The organism is Kitasatospora sp. NPDC058190 (assembly GCF_042883685.1).
Classification (GTDB): Bacteria; Actinomycetota; Actinomycetes; order Streptomycetales; family Streptomycetaceae; genus Kitasatospora.
In genome coordinates this window covers 64,948-88,920 of the sequence record NZ_JBHVVI010000009.1, presented here as the reverse complement: position 1 = coordinate 88,920, position 23,973 = coordinate 64,948, and the positions used below count along the sequence as shown (strand labels likewise).

General features: G+C 72.0%; 13 protein-coding genes and 1 pseudogene. 3 read left to right on the top strand and 11 right to left on the bottom strand.

The annotated features are described in order from the left end of the window. Positions 1 to 10 precede the first annotated feature (10 nt). The 9 genes and pseudogenes from ACFVWU_RS06535 to ACFVWU_RS06495 form a co-directional block, all read right to left on the bottom strand. Positions 11 to 1,204 carry a cytochrome P450 gene (locus ACFVWU_RS06535; protein ID WP_387616431.1) on the bottom strand — a complete coding sequence of 398 codons (1,194 nt, stop codon included), beginning with the start codon at positions 1,202 to 1,204 and terminating at the stop codon, positions 11 to 13. Between the two features lie 11 nt (positions 1,205 to 1,215). Then, positions 1,216 to 2,895 (bottom strand): thioester reductase domain-containing protein, encoded by a 1,680-nt coding sequence (locus tag ACFVWU_RS06530; RefSeq protein WP_387616429.1) that lies wholly within the window; start codon positions 2,893 to 2,895, stop codon positions 1,216 to 1,218. Next, entirely contained in the window at positions 2,892 to 11,006 is an 8,115-nt protein-coding gene (locus ACFVWU_RS06525; RefSeq protein WP_387616427.1) for an amino acid adenylation domain-containing protein, read from the bottom strand. Before ACFVWU_RS06525 ends, ACFVWU_RS06530 begins: the two co-directional genes overlap by 4 nt. Positions 11,007 to 12,222: 1,216 nt before the next feature. Further along, positions 12,223 to 14,139 carry a putative Ig domain-containing protein gene (locus tag ACFVWU_RS06520; protein ID WP_387616425.1) on the bottom strand — a complete coding sequence of 639 codons (1,917 nt, stop codon included), beginning with the start codon at positions 14,137 to 14,139 and terminating at the stop codon, positions 12,223 to 12,225. 560 nt (positions 14,140 to 14,699) lie between these two features. After that, positions 14,700 to 15,017 (bottom strand): annotated as a pseudogene (locus ACFVWU_RS06515) (carboxymuconolactone decarboxylase family protein); the annotation flags it as partial. 328 nt (positions 15,018 to 15,345) lie between these two features. Further along, positions 15,346 to 16,110 carry a hypothetical protein gene (locus tag ACFVWU_RS06510; RefSeq protein WP_387616423.1) on the bottom strand — a complete coding sequence of 255 codons (765 nt, stop codon included), beginning with the start codon at positions 16,108 to 16,110 and terminating at the stop codon, positions 15,346 to 15,348. Positions 16,111 to 16,243: 133 nt separating this feature from the next. Next, a complete protein-coding gene (locus tag ACFVWU_RS06505) occupies positions 16,244 to 16,672 on the bottom strand; it encodes a hypothetical protein (protein WP_387616421.1) in 429 nt (142 codons plus the stop codon). A gap of 132 nt (positions 16,673 to 16,804) precedes the next feature. Then, entirely contained in the window at positions 16,805 to 17,383 is a 579-nt protein-coding gene (locus ACFVWU_RS06500; RefSeq protein ID WP_387616419.1) for a DUF4240 domain-containing protein, read from the bottom strand. A gap of 184 nt (positions 17,384 to 17,567) precedes the next feature. Further along, the gene (locus ACFVWU_RS06495; protein ID WP_387616417.1) at positions 17,568 to 18,011 is read right to left on the bottom strand and encodes a MarR family winged helix-turn-helix transcriptional regulator; all 444 of its coding nucleotides are present in this window, start codon (positions 18,009 to 18,011) and stop codon (positions 17,568 to 17,570) included. A gap of 117 nt (positions 18,012 to 18,128) precedes the next feature. Here ACFVWU_RS06495 and ACFVWU_RS06490 point away from each other — a divergent pair, with 117 nt between their 5' ends. Both ACFVWU_RS06490 and ACFVWU_RS06485 read left to right on the top strand, forming a co-directional pair. After that, positions 18,129 to 18,533: a nuclear transport factor 2 family protein gene (locus ACFVWU_RS06490; protein ID WP_387616415.1), complete on the top strand. Its 405-nt coding sequence runs from the start codon at positions 18,129 to 18,131 to the stop codon at positions 18,531 to 18,533. Between the two features lie 802 nt (positions 18,534 to 19,335). After that, positions 19,336 to 20,829 (top strand): MFS transporter, encoded by a 1,494-nt coding sequence (locus tag ACFVWU_RS06485; protein ID WP_387616413.1) that lies wholly within the window; start codon positions 19,336 to 19,338, stop codon positions 20,827 to 20,829. Here ACFVWU_RS06485 and ACFVWU_RS06480 read toward each other — a convergent pair. Then, entirely contained in the window at positions 20,819 to 21,025 is a 207-nt protein-coding gene (locus ACFVWU_RS06480; RefSeq protein ID WP_387616411.1) for a hypothetical protein, read from the bottom strand. The genes ACFVWU_RS06485 and ACFVWU_RS06480 overlap by 11 nt on opposite strands. A 121-nt stretch (positions 21,026 to 21,146) precedes the next feature. Here ACFVWU_RS06480 and ACFVWU_RS06475 point away from each other — a divergent pair, with 121 nt between their 5' ends. Beyond that, positions 21,147 to 22,619 carry an FAD-dependent monooxygenase gene (locus ACFVWU_RS06475; protein WP_387616409.1) on the top strand — a complete coding sequence of 491 codons (1,473 nt, stop codon included), beginning with the start codon at positions 21,147 to 21,149 and terminating at the stop codon, positions 22,617 to 22,619. 142 nt (positions 22,620 to 22,761) lie between these two features. Here ACFVWU_RS06475 and ACFVWU_RS06470 read toward each other — a convergent pair whose 3' ends face one another. Continuing rightward, positions 22,762 to 23,295 (bottom strand): transposase family protein, encoded by a 534-nt coding sequence (locus ACFVWU_RS06470; RefSeq protein ID WP_387616406.1) that lies wholly within the window; start codon positions 23,293 to 23,295, stop codon positions 22,762 to 22,764. Between the last annotated feature and the right edge of the window lie 678 nt (positions 23,296 to 23,973).

Here is a 23,973-nt window from a genome sequence, read left to right as displayed (position 1 = left end):
ATGTTCGCGGTCACCAGGTGACGGGCAGTTCGCGGACGCCGTAGAGCACCATGTCGTGGCGGAACGGCAGGTCGGTCAGCGGCTTGGCCAGCTTCAGGTCGGGCAGGCGGCTGAACAGGCCGGCGAAGACGGTGCTCAGCTCGACCCGGGCCATGGTGAAGCCCACGCACTTGTGGAAGCCGTGGCCGAAGGCGACGTGGCTCTGCGCGTTCTCCCGGTGGATGTCGAACCGGTCGGGCTCGGGGAACACGGTGGCGTCCCGGTTGGCGGCGTTGAGCATGACCAGCAGGCCCTCACCGGCCTTGACGGTCTGCCCGCCGACCTCCAGGTCCTCGACGGCGGCGCGGGGCAGGCCGGCGTGGTTGATGGACAGGTAGCGCAGCAGTTCCTCGATGGCCTGCGGGATCAGCGAGGGGTCCGCCTTCAGCTCCTCCAGCTGGTCGGGGTGCTCCAGCAGGGTCGCGGTGCCCAGGCCGATGATCTGCGCCATGGTGTCGTAGCCGGACAGCAGCAGCAGTGCGGCCAGGCCGACGAACTCGGCGTGGTCGATCCGGCCGGCCTCCTGGTGGGTGGCCAGCCGGCCGAGCATGTCGTCGGTGGGGTTCTGCTCCCGGTCGGTCACCAGCCGGTCGAAGTAGGCCATCAGCTCGCCGGCCGCCTGGCCGACCTGCTCGGGGGTGCTGCGGCGGTCGAGGATGGTGTCGGTGAGACCGACGAACAGCGGAGCGTCCTCGTACGGCACGTCGAGCAGTTCGCACATGACGGTGGCGGCCATCGGGAAGGCCAGCTGGGTGACCAGGTCGGCGCTGCTGCCCTGCTCCTCCAGGCGGTCCAGCAGGCCGTCCAGGATGGCCTGCATCTGGGGGCGCTTGGCCTCCATCGCGTTGATCAGGAACTCGCGGGTGATCAGGCGGCGCAGCCGGCCGTGGTCGGGCTCGTCCTGGTTGAGGAAGAAGCCGGGGGGCAGCGGGGTGTCGCCGGCGATGTAGGACGGGTAGCCGGGGGTGTTGGGGTCGGAGCTGAGCCGGTGGTCGGTCAGCACGGCCCGGACGTCCTCGTGCCGGGTCACCACCCAGACCTCCTCGCCGCGCGGCACGGCGACCTTGAACACCGGCTGCTCGGAGCCGAGCTCACGGTAGGCGGGCGGCGGGTCGAGGGGGTGGACGCGGGGCATCGGGAAGGCCGGAAGGGCGGAGGTGGTCATCGCGGTCTCCATCAGCTCTGGGGCGGGGCGGGCAGGAAGCCCGTGGACACGAAGTAGTCGAGGTACAGGTCGAACAGGGCCCGGTCGACGGGGCGGCACTCGATGCCGGAGCCGTCCAGCGCGGCCTGCAGGTTGGCGGTGCCGAACACCGGCCGGCTACCGGGGTAGCCGACCTCGTCGGCGGGCCTGTCCTCGCCGAACAGCGGGAGGTAGACGGCGAGTTCGTTCTCCTCACCGCGTTCGACCGCGGCCACCAGCTCGCGGTACCAGTCGTGGTAGTCGAGCTTGCGCAGCGGGTAGCCGTAGTCGACGACCAGCTGGAAGATGTCGTTCATGCTGCTGGAGCCGGCGCTGGGCACGTTGAAGACCGGCTCGTGGAATCCCCCGCCGAGCGCGATCCGGGCGACGGCGGCGGCGCAGTAGTCCACCGGGACCAGGTCGATCAGCAGGTCGTAGTCCAGATAGGCGCCGAGCTGGATGCAGCCCTTGAGCAGGTGGTTGATGAAGGTGTCGGTCGAGCAGGCGCCGCTGGTCTGCGAGCCGGCCACCGCGCCGAGCCGGTAGACGTGGGTCGGCACGCCGCGCTCGCGGGCCTGCAGCATCAGGGTGTCGGCCACCCACTTGGACTGCCGGTAGCCGCCGACCACGTCCTCGGTCTCGGTGAGCCGCTCCTCGTCCCAGCGGCGCTCGCCCTGGTCGCCGGGGTAGACGCCGATGGTGGAGACGAAGTGCACCGGCTTGACCCGGGTGTCGCAGGCCAGCCGCAGCACCTCCAGCGCGCCGAACACGTTGACCGGCTTGATCTTCGCGTAGGGCACGATCCAGCTGGAGATCGCCGCGTTGTGGATCACCATTTCGACGGTCTCGGCGAGCTCCCGGTAGGCGCGCCGGGTGGTGCCGAGGTAGGGCCGGCCGGTGTCGCCGGGGACGCCGACCACCCGCTCGGAGTCGCCGGTGCGCAGCAGCCCGTACTCGGCGAGGTTGTCGAGCACCCGGACGTCGGCCTGCGCCCGGTCGGCGGCCCGCACCAGCACGTACACGGTGGCGGTGGAGCGGTCGAGCAGCTCGCGCAGCAGGAACGCACCGGTGTATCCGGTGCCGCCGGTGAGCAGCACCGCGCGGTACGGACCGGCGACGGGCGCCAGCGCGTCGGGGCCGGGGGCGATGTCGGCGGGCAGGACGGCGTCGGCGAGCATCTCCTCGCCGCCGACGCCGCGCGGGTTGCCCGCACCGCTGATCTGCGGGTCGACCTGCGAGCCGACCATCCGGCCGAGCTGGGCGACGGTCGGGTTCTCGAACATCCGGCGCAGGTCGAGCCGCACGCCGTACGCGTCGCGCACCTGGGCGGCCATCTGGAGGACCGTCAGGGAGTCCCCGCCCAGGTCGAAGAAGCTGGTCTCCACGCCGACCTTGGGCAGCCCCAGCAGGTCCTGCCAGATCCGGGCGAGCTGGGTCTCCACCGGGGTGCGGGGGGCGACGTACGCGGTCTCGGTGCTCTCCTCGGCGGTGGGCCGGGGCAGGCTGCCCCGGTCGACCTTGCCGTTGGGGAGCTTGGGGAGTTCCGGCAGCACGACGAAGTGCGCGGGCACCATCGCCTCGGGCAGGTGGGCGCGGGCGTAGCCTCGCAGGCTGCCGCGCAGGCCGGCCGCCCAGGACGACGCGAGCGGGTCGTTGGCGAGTCGTCGGTTCATGCCACGTCCTCGGAGTTGAGGGGGGTCTCGGGGTTGACGGGGGTGAAGACCGCGTCGAACGTGTCCAGTCGGCCGTCGGGGCGGACCCGGGTGGCCAGCCGGTGGCCGGTCGCCTCGGCGATCTCGACGAGGTCCTCGGGGTGGACGGCGGCCTCCTCGTCCACCGACCACAGCTGCCGGTCGAGGTCCCACGCGGTGGCCTCGCCGGGAGCGTCGGCGAGGGCGCGGACCGCGGCGGCGACCCGCACCAGCCGGCGGTTGGGGATCCCGGTGACCAGCCGCTCGCCGGGTTCGGCGACGAGCCGGTCACGCAGCGAGTCCAGCCCGTCGGGCAGCGTCGTCCAGGCGATGCGCGCCGCGGGGGCGGGCGCCGGGGCGCCGTCGCCGACCAGCAGGGTCACGTCGTAGCGGAACAGCGACAGCTCGTTGTCGGCGCGGCCGCGCTTGAGCTCGAGCCGGACGTCGGCGACCTTGCCGCTGTCCGCGGCCAGCCGCTGGAAGAAGTCCGGCGAGAGGCACAGCTCGCGTTCCTCGTTCAGCTGCCGGTGCACCGCGGAGCGGATCTCCTCGACGGTGCTCAGCGCGCCGGCCCGGTGCAGCTGCACGGCGGTGTGGAACTCGGGCAGCAGGTCGAGCGAGCGGACGTCGCCGACGAACACCGCGCCGCCGGGGCGGACGGCGCGCACCGCGTCCAGCAGGACCGTGCGCAGGTAGTCGGTGCCGGGGAAGTACTGGGCGACCGAGTTGATCACCACGGTGTCCAGGCTGTCCTCGGGCAGGGCGGCGAGGTACTCGGGCCCGCTGTGGGCGAGGTGGACGTGGCCGGGCAGCGGCCGGCCCAGGCAGCCCCGGGCGGCGTCCAGCGCGGCCGGGGACAGGTCGACGCCGTGGTACTCCTCGACGTGCTCGGCGAAGGAGCGCAGCACGAGGCCGACTCCGACGCCGACGTCGGCGACCCTGGCGGGCTCCAGGGCGCGGATCCGCTCCACGGTGTGGCCGAGCCATTCGCGCATCTCGGGCACCGGGATCGGCTCGCCGGTGTAGCTGGACAGCCAGCCGGCGAACTCCGAGCCGTCCTCGGCGGGCGCGGTGTACGCGCTCTCCCACACCTCGCCCCAGCGCTGGACGTGGGCCTGCTGGACGGTGTCGTCGGACAGCTCCTCGGCGGGCGAGACGTAGGCGACCAGCTCGGGGCCGTGCGCGCCGTCGATCGCGATGACCGCGACCGCGTCGACGCCCTCGTGCCGCGACAGCACGCTCTCCACCTCGTCCGGCTCGACCCGGTGGCCGAGGATCTTCACCTGCCGGTCGACCCGGCCGAGGAACTCCAGCCGCCCGTCGGCGCGCCAGCGCACCCGGTCGCCGGTGCGGTAGTAGCGCTGCCCGTCGTGCTCGACGAAGCGCTCGGCGGTGAGGTCGGGCCGGCCGAGGTAGCCGGCCGCGACGCCGTCGCCGCCGATCCACAGCTCGCCGGAGGAGCCGATCGGAACGGGCCGGCCGTGGGGATCGGTGACCCGGACGGCGGTGTTGGCGATCGGCCGGCCGATCGGGATGGTGCCGGCCTGCACGTCCAGGTCCCGGTCCAGCTCGTGGACGGTGGACCAGATGGTGGTCTCGGTGGGCCCGTACATGTTGAGCACCCGCACCTGCGGCAGTGCGCCGAGCAGGCGCTGCGCCAGGCCGGAGGGGAACGCCTCGCCGCCGATCAGCAGGGCGCGCAGCCCGGTCAGCGCGGCGAGCGCCTCGGGCTCGGCGGCGACCGCGGCGAACAGCGAGGGGGTGCCCTGGAGCAGGGTGACGCCGTGGCGTTCGCACAGCGCGGCCAGCGAGTGCGGACTCTCGGCGACCTCGGCCTCGTGGACCCGGCGCAGCTCGTCGACCCAGGTGAGGCTGTCGAGGACGTCGTCCGGGGCGACGCCGAAGTCGACCAGGCAGGCGATCTCGTCGACCCCGACGGCGGACAGGGTGCGGACCAGGTCCGCGCAGTCCTCGGGCGAGCCGAACAGGCCGGAGGCCTCGAAGTAGCGGTCGATGGCGAGGTCGATGACCGCCTCGATCTGGTCCTCCGCGCCCATCTCCGGCAGCTCCTGGCCGGTGGTGGCGAACAGGGTGCGCCACAGCTCGGTGGAGCTGCGCAGGTAGTCGCGGAACGGCTCGCGGGCCCGCGCCCGGGCGTCGGCGGTGTCCTCGGACATGAAGGTGTGCACCATCAGGGTGACCTGGCCGGGGCCGCTGTGCCCGGCCGCCTCCCGGGCCAGCCGGTACGCCTTGATCTTCGCCGCGAGGTCCTCGGGCGCCTGGCCGAGCAGGTGGGTGAGCAGGTTGGCACCGGACGCGCCGGCCTGCTCGAAGGTCTGCACGGCACCGACCGAGGTCAGCCAGATCGGCGGCTCCTCCTGGACCGGCGCGGGGTGGATGCGCACGTCGACGACCTCGCCGCTGCCGCCGGTGCGCAGCACCTGCTCGCCGCGCCACAGCCGCCGGAACTCGTCGATCTGCTCCGCCATCTTCTGCTTGCGCACCGGGAAGTTCTCCGGGCGCAGCGCGAAGTCGTTGGAGTTCCATCCGGACGCGAAGGCGAGGCCGACCCGGCCGCCGGAGAGGTTGTCGACCAGCGACCACTCCTCGGCGATGCGGATGGTGTCGTGCAGCGGGGCGACGACGCTGCCGCTGCGCAGGGCGATCCGCTCGGTGACGGTGGCCAGCGCGGCGGACATCACCGACGGGTTGGGGTAGAGGCCGCCGAAGTGGTGGAAGTGCCGTTCGGGTGTCCACACGGCTTCGAAGCCGTGGCGGTCGGCGAACCGGGTGGCGTCCAGTACCAGCCGGTAGCCGTCCTGGTTGGAGACGCCGGCGGAGGCGGCGAAGAAGAACAGGCTGAACCCGACCGCACGTTCGCGACTCTCGGTCTGCGGCACCAGGTTGTTGATGATCCGTTCGCCCGCCACCACGACCTTGGCGCCGCGGGTGAGCGGCCACAGCAGCTCGAGCACCGAGATGTCGAAGGAGACGCTGGTGACGGCGAGCACGGTGTCCTGCGGGCCGCAGCCGACGGTGCGGTCCATGCCGACGAAGAAGTTGACGGCGTTGCGGTGCCGGATGGCGGTGCCCTTGGGCTTGCCGGTCGTACCGGAGGTGTAGATGACGTAGGCGGTGTCATCGCCGCCGACGGCGACGTCGGGCGCGTGGTCGGGCCGGGCCGCGATGGGGGCGGCGTCCTCGTGGACGTCGACCCGGCGGGGCGCGGCGAGGCCGGCGGGTGCGCCGGGGCCGGTGATCAGGCAGCTGATGCCGGCGTCCTCGGCGATGGTGTCCAGCCGGGTACGGGGGAACGCCGGGTCCATCGGAACGTACGCGGCGCCGGCCTTGTGGACCGCGACCAGGGCGGTGACCAGGTCGATGCCGCGACGGATGCTGACGCCGACCAGGTCGCCCCGGCGCACGCCGAGGGCGAGCAGGTGGTGGGCGAGGCGGTTGGCGCGGGCCTCCAGCTCGGCGTAGTCGATCTCGTCGTGCCGGTGGGCGAGGGCGGTGGCGCCGGGGTTGGCGCGCACGTGCCGGGCGATCAGGCCGTGCACGGTGTCGGCGGCGTCGTAGTCGGCCGCGGTGTCGTTCCAGGCCGCCACCCGGGCGAGTTCGGCCCGGCCGAACAGCTCGGCCTCGACGGCACGCCGCTCCGGGTGGTGGGCGACCTCCTCGACGGCGCGGGCGTAGTACCCGGCGAGCCGGTCGCAGAACTCCTCGGGCAGCACGGCGAGGTCGCAGTCAAGCCACAGCGACAGCCGGCGCTCCTCCGGGTCGATCAGGAAGTTCACGGCCAGCGGGTAGTTGGTCTCGGCGATGCCGACGGTGACCCGCATCAACGCGTCCGAGGAGCGGCTGCCGTCGCGGTGGAAGTCCATGAAGTTGACGTAGGAGCTGAGCTGGAGCTCCGCGCCGAGGTCGTGCTGCATCTGCGCGATCGGGTAGCGGCGGTACGGGGCCGCGGCGCGCTCGTGGGCGAAGACGGCCCGGGCGGCCTCGGCCAGGGTCACGGTGGACAGGTCGAGACGCAGCGGCAGCGTGTTGAGGAAGACGCCGATGGTCTCGTCGCCGCCGTGCTCCTCCAGTCGGCCGTTGGCGACCATGCCGGTCAGCACCTCGTCGGCGCCCCCGACCAGGCGCAGCACCGCGGCGTGCGCGGCGACCAGCAGCGCCTTCAGCGGCAGCGCCTCGCGGGCGGCCAGGTCGCGCAGCGCGGCGGCGGTCGCTTCGGGGATCGGCACGTCGTATCGCTGGTTGGCGGCGTGCCGGGGCTCGTCGGCCGGGCGGGGGGCGAGTTCGGTGGGCTCGGCGCCGCGCAGCAGGGCGGACCAGAAGTCGCGGGCGGCGGGGTCGGCCACGGCGGCGCGTTCCGCGGCGACGAAATCGCGGTAGACGGAGGCCACTTCGGGCAGGGCGAGGGCCTGGCCGGCGATCCGGGCCTGGTAGTGCTCGACCACTTCTTCGAGCATCCGCATGTCGCTCCAGCCGTCGAGGACGACGTGGTGCTCGATGACGGACAGTTCGAAGGAGTCCTCGCCGCACGGGTGGACGGCGAACTTCAGCAGCGGGGCGGTCTCGGGGTCGAAGGTGGTGAACTTGGCCTGCTCGACCCACGCCTCGACGGCCCGCTGCTGGGCGGTGGGGGTGAGACCGCGCAGGTCCTCGCCGTCCTCGACGGGGATGGTGACGTCCCGGTGGACCAGTTGCAGCGGCTCGGAGTAGCGCGCGAGGTCGAAGGAGCAGCGCAGCGACGGGTGGCGGCGGGCGGTGTCGTCGACGGCGGCCCGCAGCGCCTCGCGGTCGAGCGGCGCGGATATCCGGATGCTGGTGACGACCCGGTAGATGGAGGTGTCCTCGGCGAACGCGGCGTGGAAGAGCATGCCCGCCTGCATCGCGCTGAGCGGGTAGGCGTCGTCCAGGCCGTCCGGCAGCAGCTGCCGGTCCCGCTCGGACAGCAACCCGAAGGGCTCCCGGGCGGCGGCCGGCTCCTGGTCCACCGCCCGTACGGCGCGGGCGAGTTCGCGGATGGACGGGCCCTGGAACAGGTCGGCCACGTCGAAGGTGCTGCCGTGCCGCTCGACCTCGGCGCGCACCCGGATCGCGTGCATGGAGTCGCCGCCGAGCGCGAAGAAGGAGTCGTCGATGCCGAACGCGTCGGTGCCCAGAACGGTGGCCCAGGCCTGGTGCAGCAGCCGTTCGCGGTCGGTGCTCGGCGGCTGGACGGCGGCGCGCGCCGCTCTCGCGGCGGGCAGTGGCAGGGCCTTGCGGTCGAGCTTGCCGTTGGGCAGCAGCGGCAGCTCGGTGAGCGGGACGACGTGCCCGGGCACCATGTAGGCGGGCAGCCGCTCGCGCAGCCAGTCGGTCAGCTCGGTGTGCTCGGGCTCGGCGCCGACGGGCACCACGTGGGCGACCAGCTGCGGCTCGCCGCCGCCCAGTCGCGGCGCGGTGACCACGGCGTTGGCGATCCCGGGGTGGGCGAGCAGCGCGGACTCGATCTCCCCGGGCTCGATGCGGAACCCGTGCACCTTCACCTGGTGGTCGAGTCGGCCCTGGTAGAGGACCACGCCGTCGGAACGCAGCACGGCGCGGTCGCCGGTGCGGTAGAGCCGTCCGGCGCCGGCCGGTCCGGGGACGAACGCGGCGGACGTCAGCTCGGGCCGGTTGAGGTAGCCGATGGCGACCTGGACGCCGCCGATGCAGAGCTCACCGGCCACTCCGGCGGGCAGCTGCCGACCGGCGCGGTCCATCACGTACAGCGTGGTGTTGGCCACCGGCCGGCCGATCGGGACCGGCCCGGCGGCGTCCTCGGGGCGGCACTGCCAGTGGGTGACGTCGATGGACGCCTCGGTCGGCCCGTACAGGTTGTACAGGGCCGGCGCGTGCTGGCCGTAGCGCTCGAAGTAGCGGCCGACGGTCTCCGGGCGCAGCGCCTCGCCGCTGCACACGATCCGGCGCAGGCCGGGCAGTTCGGCGGCGGCGTCCTCGGCCAGGAAGAGGTCGAGCATGGACGGCACGAAGTGCGCGGTGGTGATGCCGTGCCGGCGGACCGTCTCGGCGATGGCCCGCGGGTCGCGGTGCGCGCCGGGCGCGGCCAGGTGCAGGGTGGCGCCGGTCATCAGCGGCCAGAAGAACTCCCACACCGACACGTCGAAGGTGAACGGCGTCTTCTGCAGCACCTTGTCGTCGGCGCCGAGGCGGTACTCGTCCTGCATCCACAGCAGCCGGTTGACCACACCGCGGTGCGGCACGGCGACGCCCTTGGGGCGGCCGGTGGAGCCGGAGGTGAAGATGACGTACGCGGGGTCGGCCGGGCCGGCGGTGACGCCGAGCGGACCGGCGGCGGGCAGCTGGGTCAGCACCTGGTCGAGGGCGAGGGTCTCCAGGCAGCTGCCGGACAGCCGTTGGGCCAGGTCGGCCCGGGTCAGCACCAGCCGGACCTCGGCGTCCTCGATCTGCAGCGCCAGCCGGGCCAGCGGCTGATCGGGGTCGAGCGGGGTGTACGCGGCGCCGGCCAGCAGGACGCCGAGCAGGGCGACGACCAGGTCGAGCGAGCGCTCCTCGTGGACACCGACCACGTCGCCGGTGCGCACCCCGCGCTGACGCAGGTGGTGGGCCAGCGCGCGGGCCCGGTCGATGAGCTGGCGGTAGGTCAGCGACGCGCCGTCGACCTCGGCGGCGATCGCGTCGGGGGTGCGGGCGGCCTGCTCCTCGATCCACGCGTGCAGCGGGCGGTCGAGATCGTAGTCGCGCACCGGGCCCTCGGCCCGGGCGGCGGCCGCCTCGTCCTCGGCGAGCAGGTCGATCCCGCCGACCGGCGTGTACTCGGGGGCGCGCAGCAGGGCGTCGGTGAACCGGACGAAGCGCTCCCGGTGGGCGGCGAGCGGGGCGGCCCGGTGCCGGTCGGGGTTGGGCTCGAAGGTCAGTCGCAGGTCGGCGCCGTCGGCGCCGCCGAAGAACTCCAGGCCGAGGTCGGCGACCGGGCCGGAGGACAGCTGGTGGACGGGGCAGTCGACGGTGCCGAGCCGCAGCTTGCCGTCGAAGGACACCACGTTGACCACCACGCCGGTGGTGTGCTCGCCGCCGTCGGCGCGGCGGATCTCCCGCCGGATCTCCTCCCCGCGGAAGCGCTGGCGGCGCAGCGCCTCGCCGGCCCGCTCGCCGACCTGCCGCACGACCTCGCCGAAGTCCTGCTCGGGGCGGACGGTCACCCGCAGCGGCAGCACGTTGGCGAGCATGCCGGGGGTGGTGAGCGAGACCCGGGTGGTGCGGCCGCGCACCGGCAGGCCGAGGACGAGGTCCTGCTGCTGGGTGACGCGGTGCAGGTAGACGGCGGTGGCGGCCATCACGATGACCGACCAGTGCACCTTGTGCCGGGCCGCGGCGGCGTCGACGCCGGTGATGCCGGCGGGCTGCTGGAACCGGGAGGCGGCCGGGCCGTCCTGGTCCGGGGAGGCGAGGCTCGCGGTGTCGGGCCAGTCGGCGAGGGCGCCGAGCCAGTGCGCGCGGTCCTGCTCGTACTGTTCGGAGCCGCGGTAGGCCTCGTCCTCGGCGAGCAGGTCGGCCAGGGTGCCGCCCGCTGACGGCCGCGGCTCGCGGCCCTCGGTCAGGGCGGTGTAGATCTCGGCGAGCCGCCGCCAGTGCAGCGCCTGGCCGTAACCGTCGAGGACGATGTGGTGGTACCGGAAGTGCAGCAGGTGGTGGCGCGGGGCGACCTTCACCAGGGTGTGCGCGAACAGCGGTCCGCGGGTCAGGTCGACGGGGGTGGCGAGGTCGTCGCGCATCCACTGCTCGGCGGCGGCCCGGGCGTCCGCCGCGCCGCTGACGTCCCGGGTGTGCAACCCGGGGACGGCGTCGAGCGGCACCTGCCAGGGCCGGCCGTCGGGATCGGCGGTGAACCGCACGCACATCGCCTCGGCCTCGACGACGGCGAGCCGGACGGCCTCGGCCAGGCGCCGCTCGTCGACGTCCCCCTGGATGTCCACGTAGCCGGCGCAGTTGTGCATCGCGCCGCCGGAGTCGAGCTGGTGGGCGATCCACACCTCGTTCTGGGCGGCGGACAGCGGCAGACGCCCTGTGAAGGCGTTCACGAGTCACTCCTCTGGTGAGAAATTCATGAATGCGCGCGGGACTCGGTTTCACCGCGATGAAGAATTCGGAAATCCATTGCGCCGCCATTCCGGGCGGCCGAGGCGCTACCGACGGGTACCGTCGGCCGGGCCCGGACCGGCGCACACCGAAGCCTCTGACCAAGCGTCAGTTACGCGCCACGCTCCAGTAGTTACAGCCACTTCGAGGATCTCCCATCCGGCACCACCGGCGCCCTGATCGATCCTGCGGCCTCCCCCCCGAAGCGCTCCCCCACGACGCGGTTGACCTTAGGGTTCTCGGACCTGACCGGTCAACAACGACTTTCGGCCCGCGGTTCAAGCCGGAGAATTCCGGCGATTACACCGCGATGCCCCCCACACCCGCCCCGACCTGCATCGTCGGTGCGCTGCACATCCGGAGCGCCACAGGGCGTCAATCCGGTCGCAGGCGCACGACCTGCGCCAGGAGCACACAGCGTGAGCGCAGGTAGCAGCGGGTGGACCGTGCCGCACCCCCCGAATCCCCGCCCGCCACAGACCCCCCGCCGGCCACCCGCAGTCACCAAATGGACGCCAAAGCGGTCCCCGACCGATCAAAACCAGCCACCACCGGTGCCGTATGGCGTCCCTCTCAGCCCCTATCGGCCACCCGGGGAGGTCCTCCGACTTTGCCGCGGAAGGGCCGCGTGACGTCCCGATCTACCGTCCACCAGGGCATTCTTGACACATCGCCACCAAGCGCTCCGACGACGTGACCGGTCCGGGCCGGAAAAGGGGCTTGCGCCCTATTGCGCCATGATCCGATCAGCGGTATTCCACCCCCGGGCGTCGGCGGGACAGCCGCCGGAACGGCGTTCCGTGGAGTGGCACGGCAATCCCGGAATCCCCCAGCACGCAGCCGACCATCGCGCAACTCTCCGATGACAACGGCAGGTTCACCACGGGGTGGCCGACGACATTGCCCCGGCCCTGCGGGAACTCCCGCACCGGTCTCCTGACGCCGCTCCGGGGCACCCGAAGGCGCGGGACCCCGGGAACGCCGAAGGCCCTCCGTCCCGGGAGGGCCTTCACGGCGGCGAGGCCGCCGCGGTCGAGCTGTGATGGGCGGCAACGAACCGCAGGTTCGCCACCCGGGTGCCGTCATGGTCGACCGACCACCCAAAGGGTGGGCCCGGCGGCAGGAGCCGCCGGGCCGAACGTTCGGACGGACCAGGGGTCAGCTGGTCTGGATCGCGGTGTCGTCGATCACGAAGCTGGTCTGGAGGGAGGAGTCCTCCACACCGGTGAACTTCAGCGCGACGCTCTGCCCGGCGTAGGCCGACAGGTCGACCGTCTTCTGGGCGTAACCGGTGTTCTTGTCGAGGTTGGAGTAGGTGGCCACCGCGGTGCCGTTGACGGTCACGGTGAGCTTGTCGTACTGGGCCGTGGTGGTGGTCTCGGCCGTGTCGATGTGCAGCCAGTAGCTCAGGGTGGCCTTGCAGCCCGCCGGGATGGTGACGGTCTGCGAGAGGCTGTCGGTGTGCGCGGTGCCGTAGCCGTCCAACCACGCCTTCCAGGAGCCGCTGTGGGCCGGCTCGGACGCCGAGTTGTCGATCACACCGCTGGTCGCGGTCCACGGCGCGGCGGAGCCGGTCTCGAAGCCGGGGTTGCCGAGCAGCTGGGTCGGGGTGCAACCGCCGCCGGTGCCGGTGACCGTCCAGCCGAAGCTGGTGGAGCCGGCGGCGCCGGTGGTGTCGGTGGCGGTGGCGGTCACGTTGTAGCTGCCGGCGGTGGTGGCGGTGCCGGTGATCAGGCCGGTCGAGGAGTTGATGGACAGGCCGGCCGGCAGGCCGGTGGCCGAGTAGGTGAAGCTCTGGCCGGAGGCCGAGTCGCTGGCCTGGACCTGCAGGTTGGCCGAGGAGCCCTGGGCGGTGGTCTGGTTGCCGGGGTTGGTGACGCTCACCGTGTTGCCCGTCGAGCCGCCGCCCACGATCGGGTGGGAGATGGCGCAGGAGTTGGTGTCGTTGGACCAGCTGGCCTGCTCGGCCCAGGTGCCGAAGGTGCCGAAGGTGACGTTGGCCGCGCCGCCCGCGGTGCCCGGGGACAGCCAGGCGCACTCGTCGGAGTTCTCCTGGCCGTTGTACGAGCTGCCGGACACGTGGTTGGTCCAGCCGCCGGCCGGGTTCTGGTCCGACATCATCTCGTGCCACTCGTGGCCGAGGGTCATCGTCCAACCGTCCAGCGTGCCGGGCGAGTTGACGAAGCCCACGCCGCAGCCGGCGCCCGAGTCCATGTTGTAGGGCTGGTTGCTGAACGCGACGTCGCCGTACGGGGAGGTCACCGCGCCGCCGGTCAGCGTGGTGTCACCGTTGTAGTCGTGCCACGCGCAGTACTGGTTCTGGTAGTTGTCGGGGTTGGTGCCGTGCGGCGACAGGATCACGTAGTAGGCGTCCCGGTTGGACGCCGCCGTGGTGTTGCCGAAGTGGGCCGCCGCGTTGACGGCTTCCTGGCCGAGCTGGTGGCCGGTGGCGGCGCTCGGTGACGCCGCCGCGTTGTCGTACCACACGCCGGCGAGCACCCCGCCGCTCTGGTACGGGACGAAGTTCGCGTTCGAGGGGCAACTGGTGGCGCCGGCGGCCACGTTCGGCCCGTCGCACCACTGCGTCAGGTCCGCGGACCAGAGTTCGTTGCCGGTGCCGATGCCCTTGAACATCTGCTGAGCGGCGCCGGCCGCCCCGGCCGAGTCGCCCGAGAACTTCGCGTTCCCGTTGGCGTCCGTGCTCTGGGTCCCCCACTGGGAACCGTAGAACACCAGGTAGACCTTGGAGTGGCCGCTCTGGACACCGATCCCGTCGATTCCTCCGCCGTAGGAGAGGGTCTGCGGTCCGGTGGCCGCGCTGGCGCTGGACTCCTGGTGGGTGGCGGCCCACTGCTTCATCTTGTCGTTCTGGGCGATGGTGGGCATGGCGCCATGCCGGTAGGAGTGCTGGTAGGCGGGGCTGTACGGGTTGGTCACGGAGCCGCTCTGCGGCGAGGCCGGCTCGTCCGCCGCCTGGGCTGCACCGGTGGTGGTCAGCGCGGCGGTGACGAGGGACAGCGAGGCGACGGCGGCCAGGGCCAGTCGTCTGGCCGCACGGATGCGGGGAATGCCCATGTGTGGGGGGTCCTCTCTCCTGCCGTCTCCGGTGCCGGTCGGCCCTGATGACGGCTCGGGGCATGACGGGGTACGGCAATCACACGGGCGGGAGGCGCGAGAACGGTGGGGCGGCCCGTGCTTGCCGGCAGTGCCATGGGAGCTGACGGGCATCGGCCGACGCCACGTCAGCGGCTGAGCAGCAACGCGATGGTGGAGCAGCGGAACCAGCGCCGGCCGCCGACCCGAGGGCTCTGGCAGGGGGCGTGAACGGAAGAAAAGCAGCGGTGACAGGCCTCAGTCAACGGGTAGCGCAAAAGAGATTCCTTCTGCGCCGCCGAAACCTCCGACAGGAAAGAATCTGACGAGGAATCGGCAATGGGAGATTCTCGCCGGCCATCATTTCGGGATCTCCGGAATAGAACGAAGCCCGGGCCACTCAACCGGCCGGGCGCGCCGGGCACCGCCTCCGGCCGAGCCGGATCTCAGCCATGAGTCAACTCCCTGTGCGGATAGCCCGATGGAGCGTCGACGGACGGCGCGGCCGGACCCGAGGGTCCCGGGCGGCACCTCTACTGCGCCTACTGCGCCGGGATCGGACGCACCGGGTGCTTGTTCAGGATGGAGACCCGGTTGAAGGCGTTGATGGTGATGGCCACCCGGATCACCGCGGAGATCCGGTCGTCCGTCAGGACCTCGCGGGCGGCGCGGTAGGCGTCCTCCTGCGGGGCGGCGTCCGCCGGGTTGGTGGTCGCCTCCGCCACGGCGAGGGCGGCGCGCTCCCGAGGGGTGAACAGCTCGGTGTCGCGCCACGCCGGGAGGGTGCCCAGGCGCTGGGCGGTATCGCCCGCCTGCAGGGCGGCCTTGGTGTGCACGTTGAGGCAGTAGGCGCAGCCGTTGCACGACCTGCGGTTATGCAAATCGGGACGACAGGATTTGAACTTGCGAGGGTGATCTCGACACAGCTGGCGGTGCCGCCGAGAATCTCGTCCAGCGCCCACTCGGCGACCTCGAACACCAGGTGATGAAGGCCGCGTTCACCGACCGATCCGATGTACATCCCAGGCCGCTTCCGAACGGCCTCCAGGCCCTCCAGAACCACGATCGTGCTGGCGTCGTACACCTGGGATTCCTCGCTCATGATGCCCCCTCCGAAGGTGTCCGACAGAGCTCACCAGCCTAGGAGATTTCCGAGAAAACACCAGGTCAGAGCAAGTTTCCAGTCGATCAGCCGAGCTCCCAGAGCGTCAGCCGCCCGTGTTCGTCGACGGCGGTCCAGGTGCCGTCGCCGCGCAGCCGGGGCTCGGCGGCAAGACGGCCTCGGATCGCTCCGCTGGAGACGTCGACGACGTACGGGATGTTCCGCTCGTCGTCCTCGGTCTCACCGGCGACGGTGATCACCGCGGTGGCGGCATCGAGGTAACCACCGCTCCACGCGATGTGGGGCTCTTCGCCCTCGTCGTCATCGGTGTTCCCGTCCTCGCTGGTTCCTGCGGGGGCCAGGAAGCGGTCGACGGCGAAGCGGCACAGCTCGGTTCCGTCCGGGAAGGCATGAAAGACGGCGTCATCCTCGCCGTGTCCGACAGTCATGAACTCCCGGCCGTCGGGGGAGACATCGATCAGGCAACGGTCGTCCCACGGGTAGGCGTGGACGCTGATCGCGTTGCCGTCCAGACGGCCGTGGAAGAGGAAGACGCCGTCCTGGCCCTCGCCGACGTCCAGGAGCATGTGGATGCCGTCGGGGTGGGCCAGCTGGTGGGCGCCCTGGCCGACCGTGGGCAGGGCGTGCTCGGCGAGCACCCGCCCGTCGGCGGCGTCGACGACCAGCCAGCGGTCCCCACCGTCGCCCCGCCCCAGCATGGCGTCCGGTCGAAAGATCCACACGTGCGCGCCGTCGCGCGAGAAGGCGCAGTTTGCGAGCCCGATCGAGGAATGGGCCGGCGGCATGAAGGGGATCCGCCAGCGCACCGTACCGTCGGCGTCCAGGCACACGGCCTCGTGCTGGGTGGCAACGACGACGCATCCGGAGTCGGGCGCAAGAGCAGCGCCATAGGCGTCACGTGGCCGATCTCCCAGCCGGAACACCGCACAGGGCGCGACGATCCCGTCAGCGGCAGCCGAGAAGTCAACCGCGAACAACGTCCCTTCCGACGCCCACGACACTGGGCTGCGCCTGGCTGTTACCGCCGCGGCTGCGAGTGGGGACGGTTCCGTTTCCGGTGTCAGCGGCTTGGTCGTGGCGATCGGTCGAACGGGCAGCAGCGTCATGGGGATGCAATGTATCGGGGCGCCCCGACAACACCGGCCGGACCCGGAAGGAATCCGGGTGGCCCCGGACGTACACCCCGGCCGGAGCGAAGACGATCGAGTACTCGTCCCCCGAACCGTTGGCCATCGACGCCATCTCCTCCGTCTGCGACCACCGCGCGTCGTAGGAGTGGTAGCGCGAGGACTGACCGGGGCCGAGGATCGCATCCAGCATCGCCAGAGCACGGCAGTGGTCCCGCAGGACGTCGGGATCGGGCAGAGAACGGGCGACATCGTTGACGGTCATGCCGACCATCCAAGCGGACCCCAGTGACAACCCGCACAATCGCCACCAGGCCGCCGCACAAGAGACATCGGCGACCAACCGGGACAGCGGCCCCGTCCCGGCAGCGAACGCCCTTCGAGGCGCTGACACGTCTCAGCCGGCGGCTGCGCCCAGGTAGAGGGCAGCAAGCCGGGGAAGGCGACGGTGCATCTCGTCAGCGTCGTCGAAGTCGAAGTCCTCGCCCATGTCGGGCTCCAGCGCCGTATCCAGGTCCTGCCCGGCCCGATGGCGCTTCCACTCCTCATGGAAGGCATCGGCGTCACCCGTGAGGCGCTCGAACGCGTCGCCGGCCGCGTAGTTCACGTCCTCGTCGAAGATCACGTAGTCGTCGCCCCCGGCCGCGGCCTCGATCACTGCGGGGTGGCCCGCCAGATCGTCCGGGCGAGCGGCTGCCAGCTCGTACCAGTCCCGCCCGAGGGCGATCAGACCGGCCCGGAAGTCCATGAAACTGTCGTCCGAGCAACCTCCCCCGATGAGATAGGCGGCGGCCCACACGTCCCAGCGGTACACGGCACCGTGCACCTCGTCGAATCGCTCCTGATAGGCGATGATCTCCTCCTGCGGGAGCCTCGCCAGCTGGTCCACCAATGCCTCGGCGAACGCTCTACCGTGCGAGCCGCTGCTTTCGGCCCGCGCTGCCCCGACCACATTCCAGAACCCGTCGACGTCCATGACCAGCCACCCTTGCAGCAGGTTCCGACATGTGAGGCCCACCCGATCTCACCGCGGCGAGTGACGAGGTCGCTCTTCGAGCGGCGTAGTCACTTGTGGGTGGCCTCCAACGCCCCGCCTTCGAGCTGCGCCGGTGCCGAGGCACCGCCCCGCGCGTGCGGTGACGTCCGGCTCCGGTTCCGGATCAGGTGAAGGGGCCGTCGGTGACGAAGCGCTGGAGGTGGTGGGCGAAGGCGCGGGCCTCGGCGGGCGGCCAGGAGACCAGGGACGCCTCGATGTGCGCGGCGAGGCGGCGTCGGGTGACGTCCACGGTCTGCTGCCCGGCCTCGGTGAGCGCGAGCAGGGTGGCGCGCCGGTCGCGGGGGTCGGGTTCGCGGCACAGGAGGCCTGCGTCCTCCAGGCGGGTGGCGCGGCGGGTCACGCCGGAGCGGTCCAGGCCGATCTCGCCGGCGAGGTCGGCTGCGCTGCGCGGGCCGGTGCGGGCCAGCCCGCTGAGGACGGGGTAGGTGGCCTCGTCCACGGCGTCGCCCAGGCCCTCGGTCAGGCGCTGGTGCAGCCGTGTCCGGGTGTCGCGCCTGAGCAGCACTGCCAGCGCGTCGGCGATCTCGTGTCCTACATCGTTCGGCATGCCTCCAGATTAGCGTGCGCGGCGCACGCAGCCTGTAGTACTCTTTAGATGCGTGCTCAACGCACGCAAATCTCCGATCCAGGAACCCGTGTTCCCGACCCTTCTGTGAGGACCGCCATGACCACCACCGCCTTCCGTACCGACGTCGTCTCCGCCATGACCGACCTGCTCTTCACGCCGGGGCTGGAGCTGTCCGAGGCCGTGGACCGGCACTTCGCCCCGGACTACCGCCAGCGCACCGACGGCAGTTGGGCCGACCGGAGCGAGTTCACGGCTCACATCGCCCACCTGCGCGGCATCGTCGCGGGCGGCTCGATCCAGGTGCTGGAGGAACTCGTGCAGGGTGACCTGTACGCCGACCGGCACATCATCGATGTCGACAAGACCGACGGCTCCTCCGTTCGCGTGGAGGTCTACCTCTTCGGCGAGTTCGCCCCCGACGGTCGCTTCCGGCGCATCGAGGAGACCACCCTGATGCTCCAGGGCGCCGACAGCGACCGCAACATCGGCAGCGCCCGCTGACGGTGAGGGTGTTCATGAGCGGTTCCCGGTCAGGCCGACCAGCCCTCTGACCGACCCTGGTCCTGAACGGGATCTGTCGGCCTCGTCCGTGAGCCGCTCGTGAGCGGCAGCCCGGCTTGCATGGCTTCGTCAGAGCCTGGCCATGGCTCCTTCGCTGTCCCGTCCTGTGCGCCCGCCGGGCCGGTGGCTGCCGTCCCACCCGGATCGATGGAGCTCGTCCGGCACCGGGGTGCTGGTCGCACCGGAGGGCACCGGCGCCTGCGGGGCCGGCCTCGCCCGCCACCCGCGCGAGTGGGGCGTGACTGTGGTGGGGATCGACCGCCCGAACCACAAGGCACGCCGCCGGCAGGGCGAGCCGACCGTGTCGACGACGAGGCCGCCGCCCTGGCGGCCTGCCGACCGGTCGGCTCGCCGCGCCACGCATACCCAAGCAGCGCCACGGCCGGGTCGAGGCCGCACGGGGCATGCGAGTGCGCCGGCGCAGCGCGGTGCATCAACGCGCCGATGTGGCACGGCAGACAAAGCGACTGAATCGTCACCGCGCCCGGCGGTCTTCGGGCGGTGCTGTGCAACCTGGGCGACTGACAGCCGATCACGACCTGTCCCGCCGCCCGCCCCAACCCCGAGCCGGCCGGAAAGCCGGCCGTTGTCCTCAGGCTTGCGTTGCGGACCCCGGCCCGGGGCCATCAGTAGATCGGCGCCCCGACCACACCAACCACCCCAACCATCACCGCCGAGCAGCTCGCAAGCGCTGCTTGACATCCCTACGAGCATCGCCGCGTCCTCGCTGGAGCCCGCACCCATGTCCCGAACACGTACCCGTCCGCACGACAACCTGACCCTCGCCGTCCTGCTGCTGGGCGTCGGCGCGTACTCGCTGCTGCAATCGCTGGTGGTCCCGGTCCTGCCGACCCTGATGGAGCACCTGCACACCAGCCAGTCGACCGCGACCTGGCTGATGACCGGCTACCTGCTGTCCGCCTCCGTGGCCACCCCGATCCTGGGCCGGATCGGCGACAAGGCCGGCAAGGAGCGGATGCTGCTCGCCACCCTCACGGCGCTGACCGCCGGTTCCGCGATGGCCGGCGCCTCCCACTCCATCGGCCCGATGATCGTCGCACGGGTCATCCAGGGCGCAGGTGGCGCCGTGGTGCCACTCGCGTTCGGCATCATCCGTGACGAGTTCCCCGCCGCGAAGGTCCGCGGCGCCGTCGGCGTCACGGCGGCGCTGTCCGCCGTCGGCGTCGGACTGGGGCTGATCCTGGCCGGACCGATCGTCGACCACCTGGACTACCACTGGCTGTTCTGGGCACCGACGATCCTCACGGCGCTCGCCGCCATCGCGACCTACCTGTTCGTGCCCGAGTCGCCGGTGCGCACCCCGGGCCGGATCAGCTGGGGTGCCGCGCTGCTGCTCTCCGTCTGGCTGGTGGCCCTGCTGCTGGCCGCCGGCGAGGGGACGCAATGGGGCTGGGGCTCGCCCCGGATCCTGGGCCTGTTCGCGGTCGCCGTGGTCTTCGCCGCCTGCTGGGTCGTGGTCGAGCTGCGCTCGAACGCCCCACTGATCGACATGCGGATGATGCGCGTCCCGGCGGTGTGGACCGCCAACCTGGTCGCCCTGCTCTTCGGCACCGGGATGTACACCACGATGAGCTTCCTACCGCAGCTGGTCCAGACCTCGCAGCGGCTCGCCGGCTACGGCTTCAGCGCGAGCGTGAGCCAGTCCGGGGTCTACATGTTGCCGCTGACCGGCGGCATGTTCGTCCTCGGCGTGATCGCCGGTCCCCTGGCCACCCGCTTCGGCTCCAAGCGCGTGCTGATCGCCGGCAGCCTGGTCACCGTCGCCCCGTTCGCGGTCCTGGCCACGGCCCACGACCGGTCCTGGGAGATCTACACCGCCTCGGCCCTGCTCGGCGTCGGCCTCGGCCTCGCCTTCTCCGCCATGTCCGCCATCGTCGTCGAGGCCGTCCCGCCGTCCCAGACCGGGGTGGCCAGCGGGATGAACGCCAACGTCCGCACCATCGGCGGCGCGATCGGCAGCGCGGTGACGGCCAGCATCCTGTCCTCCGGGGTCACGGTCAGCCACCCTTTCCCCCACGACTCCGGCTACACGAGCACCTTCTGGTTCCTGACCGGCAGCGCCGTGCTCGCCACCGCCGCGGCCCTCGCCGTCCCGACGATCGAGCACCACCGGAGCGACCGCGGCGACGTGGCATCGCCCCGGACCCGCACGGAGCAGGGCAGCGTGCCCGGTACTGCTGACGGCGACGTCAGCCACCCTGCACTCACGCCGTGATCGCCCGGCGCAACCGGTCGGCACCGGTCGTCGCGGCCGACAGGCAGGTGGCGGGCATCTCGTCGCGCCGCAAGCCCCGGGCGGCCTCGCCGCCGATCGCCACCGTACGGACCGGGATGCTCACCCCGGTGAGCCGGCCGTCCGTCGTGCGGCAGAAGGATCGGTGTACGAGCGGCTCGACAGCCCCCCTCTGCACCGCCTCCTCCGCACCGAGACCACACCGTCGGAACACCTGCGAAAGCCCGCCGCGTGGGCCGCCCCCGCGTCACGTCGCCATCTGTCCAAGCAATGTCCATGAGTGAAAGGAAGTGGTTGTCATGCTCGACGTACTCATCGCCGGGGCCGGCCCGGTGGGACTCTGGCTGGCCGCGGAGTTGCGCCTGCACGGGGTGGAGGTGACCGTCGTGGAACGCCGGGCGGCACCGGACGGACGGTCGCGCGCGGTCGGCATGCAGGCCGGCACGCTGGACACCTTCGCCACCCGCGGGCTCGCGGAACGGTTCATCGAACGCGGCACCCCGGTGCCGACCGGCCACTTCGGGGCGGCGACCACCCGGCTGGACTTCTCCACGGTCGGGGCGGTGCACCCGTTCATGCTGGCGCTCGGTCAGTCCGTCACCGAACAGCTCCTGGAGGAGCACGCGGTCGCCGTGGGCGCCCGGGTGCTGCGCGGGGAGGAGGTCGTCTCGCTCACCCAGGGGCCGGACGCCGTCGAGGTGGTGATCCGGGCCGGCGGCACCCACCGGACCGTGCGGGCCCGCTGGGTGGTGGGCTGCGACGGCACCCGCAGCGCGGTGCGCCAGGCGGCCGGCATCGACTTCCCCGGTCAGGACACCACGCTGACCGGGTGGCTCGCCGACGTCGAACTCGACGATCCGCCCACCGCGCCGCTCGCCGCCACCGGGCCGGCCGGTTCGTTCCTGGCGGCCCCGATCGGCGACGGCGTCCACCGCCTGGCGGGCCTCTCCATCGCCACCATGCACCGTGGCACCGGCGAACCGCTGACCCTGGAGGAGGTGCGCGAGCAGACCCGCACGCTACTGGGACGGGACCTGGGCATGCGCAACCCCCGCTGGCTGTCGCGCTACGGCAACGCCACCCGTCAGGCCGCGCGGTACCGGGCCGGACGGGTGCTGGTGGCCGGGGACGCGGCGCACATGTTCTTCCCGGCCGGTGGGCAGGGCATGAACCTCGGCATCCAGGACGCCACCAACCTGGGCTGGAAGCTGGCCGCCACCCTCCAGGGCCGGGCGCCCGACGGACTGCTCGACAGCTACGACACGGAGCGCCGGCCGGCCGCCCGCGCCGTCATCGACAACACCCGCGCGCAGCTCGCCCTCTTCGCCGCGGCGAACCCCGAGCAGATCGCGCTGCGCGAGGTCTGGTCCGCCGCACTGGCCGAACCGCAGACCAACCGCCAGTGGGCCCGCCGGATCGCCGGCTTCGACGACCCGCTCCCCGCCGCCACCGCACCCGGCGCGCACCCGCTGAACGGCACCCGACTGGCCGGCCTCACCCTGGACACGCCCGACGCACCCACCGCCCACCCGCTGATGCACCACGGCCGACCGCTGCTGCTGGACCTCGGCGGCACACGGACGCCGTGCCCCACGCACGGCCTGGAACAGCGAGCAGCCTCCGTCAACACCGAAACAGCGGATCCGATCTGGCGGGACGTCACCGCCGTCCTCATCCGGCCGGATGCCCGGATCGCCTGGGCCAGCACCGACACCGATCCGCAGCGCCGGGCCGCGGACTGCCTCACCGCCCTGCGCACCCTGGACCGCTGAGCGCGCTCGGTGATCCCACCCGCCGGACCCGCTCGGCGCCCCTCTCTCACGGACCAGGCCGGATCAGCGCGGGACTCCCCCAGCCCCAGCGGGGGCACCCCCATCAACGGGTGCATCGCAAGGCGGGGCACCTCCAATGCCGTCAGGTCAGGGCGGCATTGGAGGTGGTGTCTCGTATGTTCGCGAGACAACGAGGCCACGCGGCGACGCTGTCCACGTCGCGGTCGGGCAGCAGGTCGAAAGGTTGGTGGGTCTCGCAGTCCACCAGGATGGTGCCGTAGCGGCGGCCCTTCCTGGTGGCGAACTCGTCGATGCCGAGCACCCCCGGCGTCGTCCAGGCGGGGTCCGGCAGTGCCATGACCAGGTGCAGGACGGTCATCCGACCGATCGTGACGCCGAGCAGCAGGGCCAGGCGGACGACGGCGCGAGCGGCCAGGACAACGCCCGGCGCGCTGAGCAGACGCTGCAGGACGGGCGTACGGCGGCCGTAGCGGTAGGTCAGCCCGTCTATCTGCTCGACGAAGGCCACCCGCCGGCACTCGCGGTTGTCGCAGAACAGCCGGCGGACCGACAGTTCGATCACAACGCCTCGGCCGCCGCACGGCGCGTCCGCGAACCGTCGACCGTACCGGCTGTGCACCCGGCCGGACCGTGCCCCGCAGCCGGGACACGACATGAGCGCGCCCTCCGGTGTCGATGCTTCGATCACCACGAGGCCGTCCCGTACCTCCATGCACTCGACCCGCGTCCCCGCGAGATGCGGGAGCAGAAGGGATATCTCCTCACACGCGGTCAGCGCCCACCCCGAGGTGACAGGGCGTCACCGGTGCACGGAAGTGCGATCGCCTTCACGAAATCCGTGCCTGAACCGTCGATGAGAGCCACTCGGGCGGCGAGTTCGTAATTTGGCGGTTCCGGGTCCTCTCGGGTCGGCCCCTGACAGGCCCGGCCAGCGAGGGCCCGGTTTCGTCTCGGATGTGCGTGGAAACTGGGATGTCCCGGTCGTGCGCCGCTGCGAGACCGGCCGCCATGACGCGACCTGAACTCTCCGAACTCGACCACCTGCGAGAGATAGAGCGGCTCGCTGGCGCGGTCGCGAACGCCGCCTCGGCCGAGGGCTGGCTCTCGTATCTGCCCGAACCAGAGGATGCGACGCCCCTGCAGCGGGCGGTGAACGCACTGGCCCGCGAGCTTGATCGTCATCGGCACCAACGTGATCCCGGGGGTGCTCCGGACTCCGCGGTACCGCGAGGTGGTCACGCGCAAGACTCTCCTGGCCAGTCAACGGCAGCTCACCGACCGGGCCATCGAAGTCCGAGGTCGCGAGCGGTTGCGGGGCCGCCCCCAAGGGGAC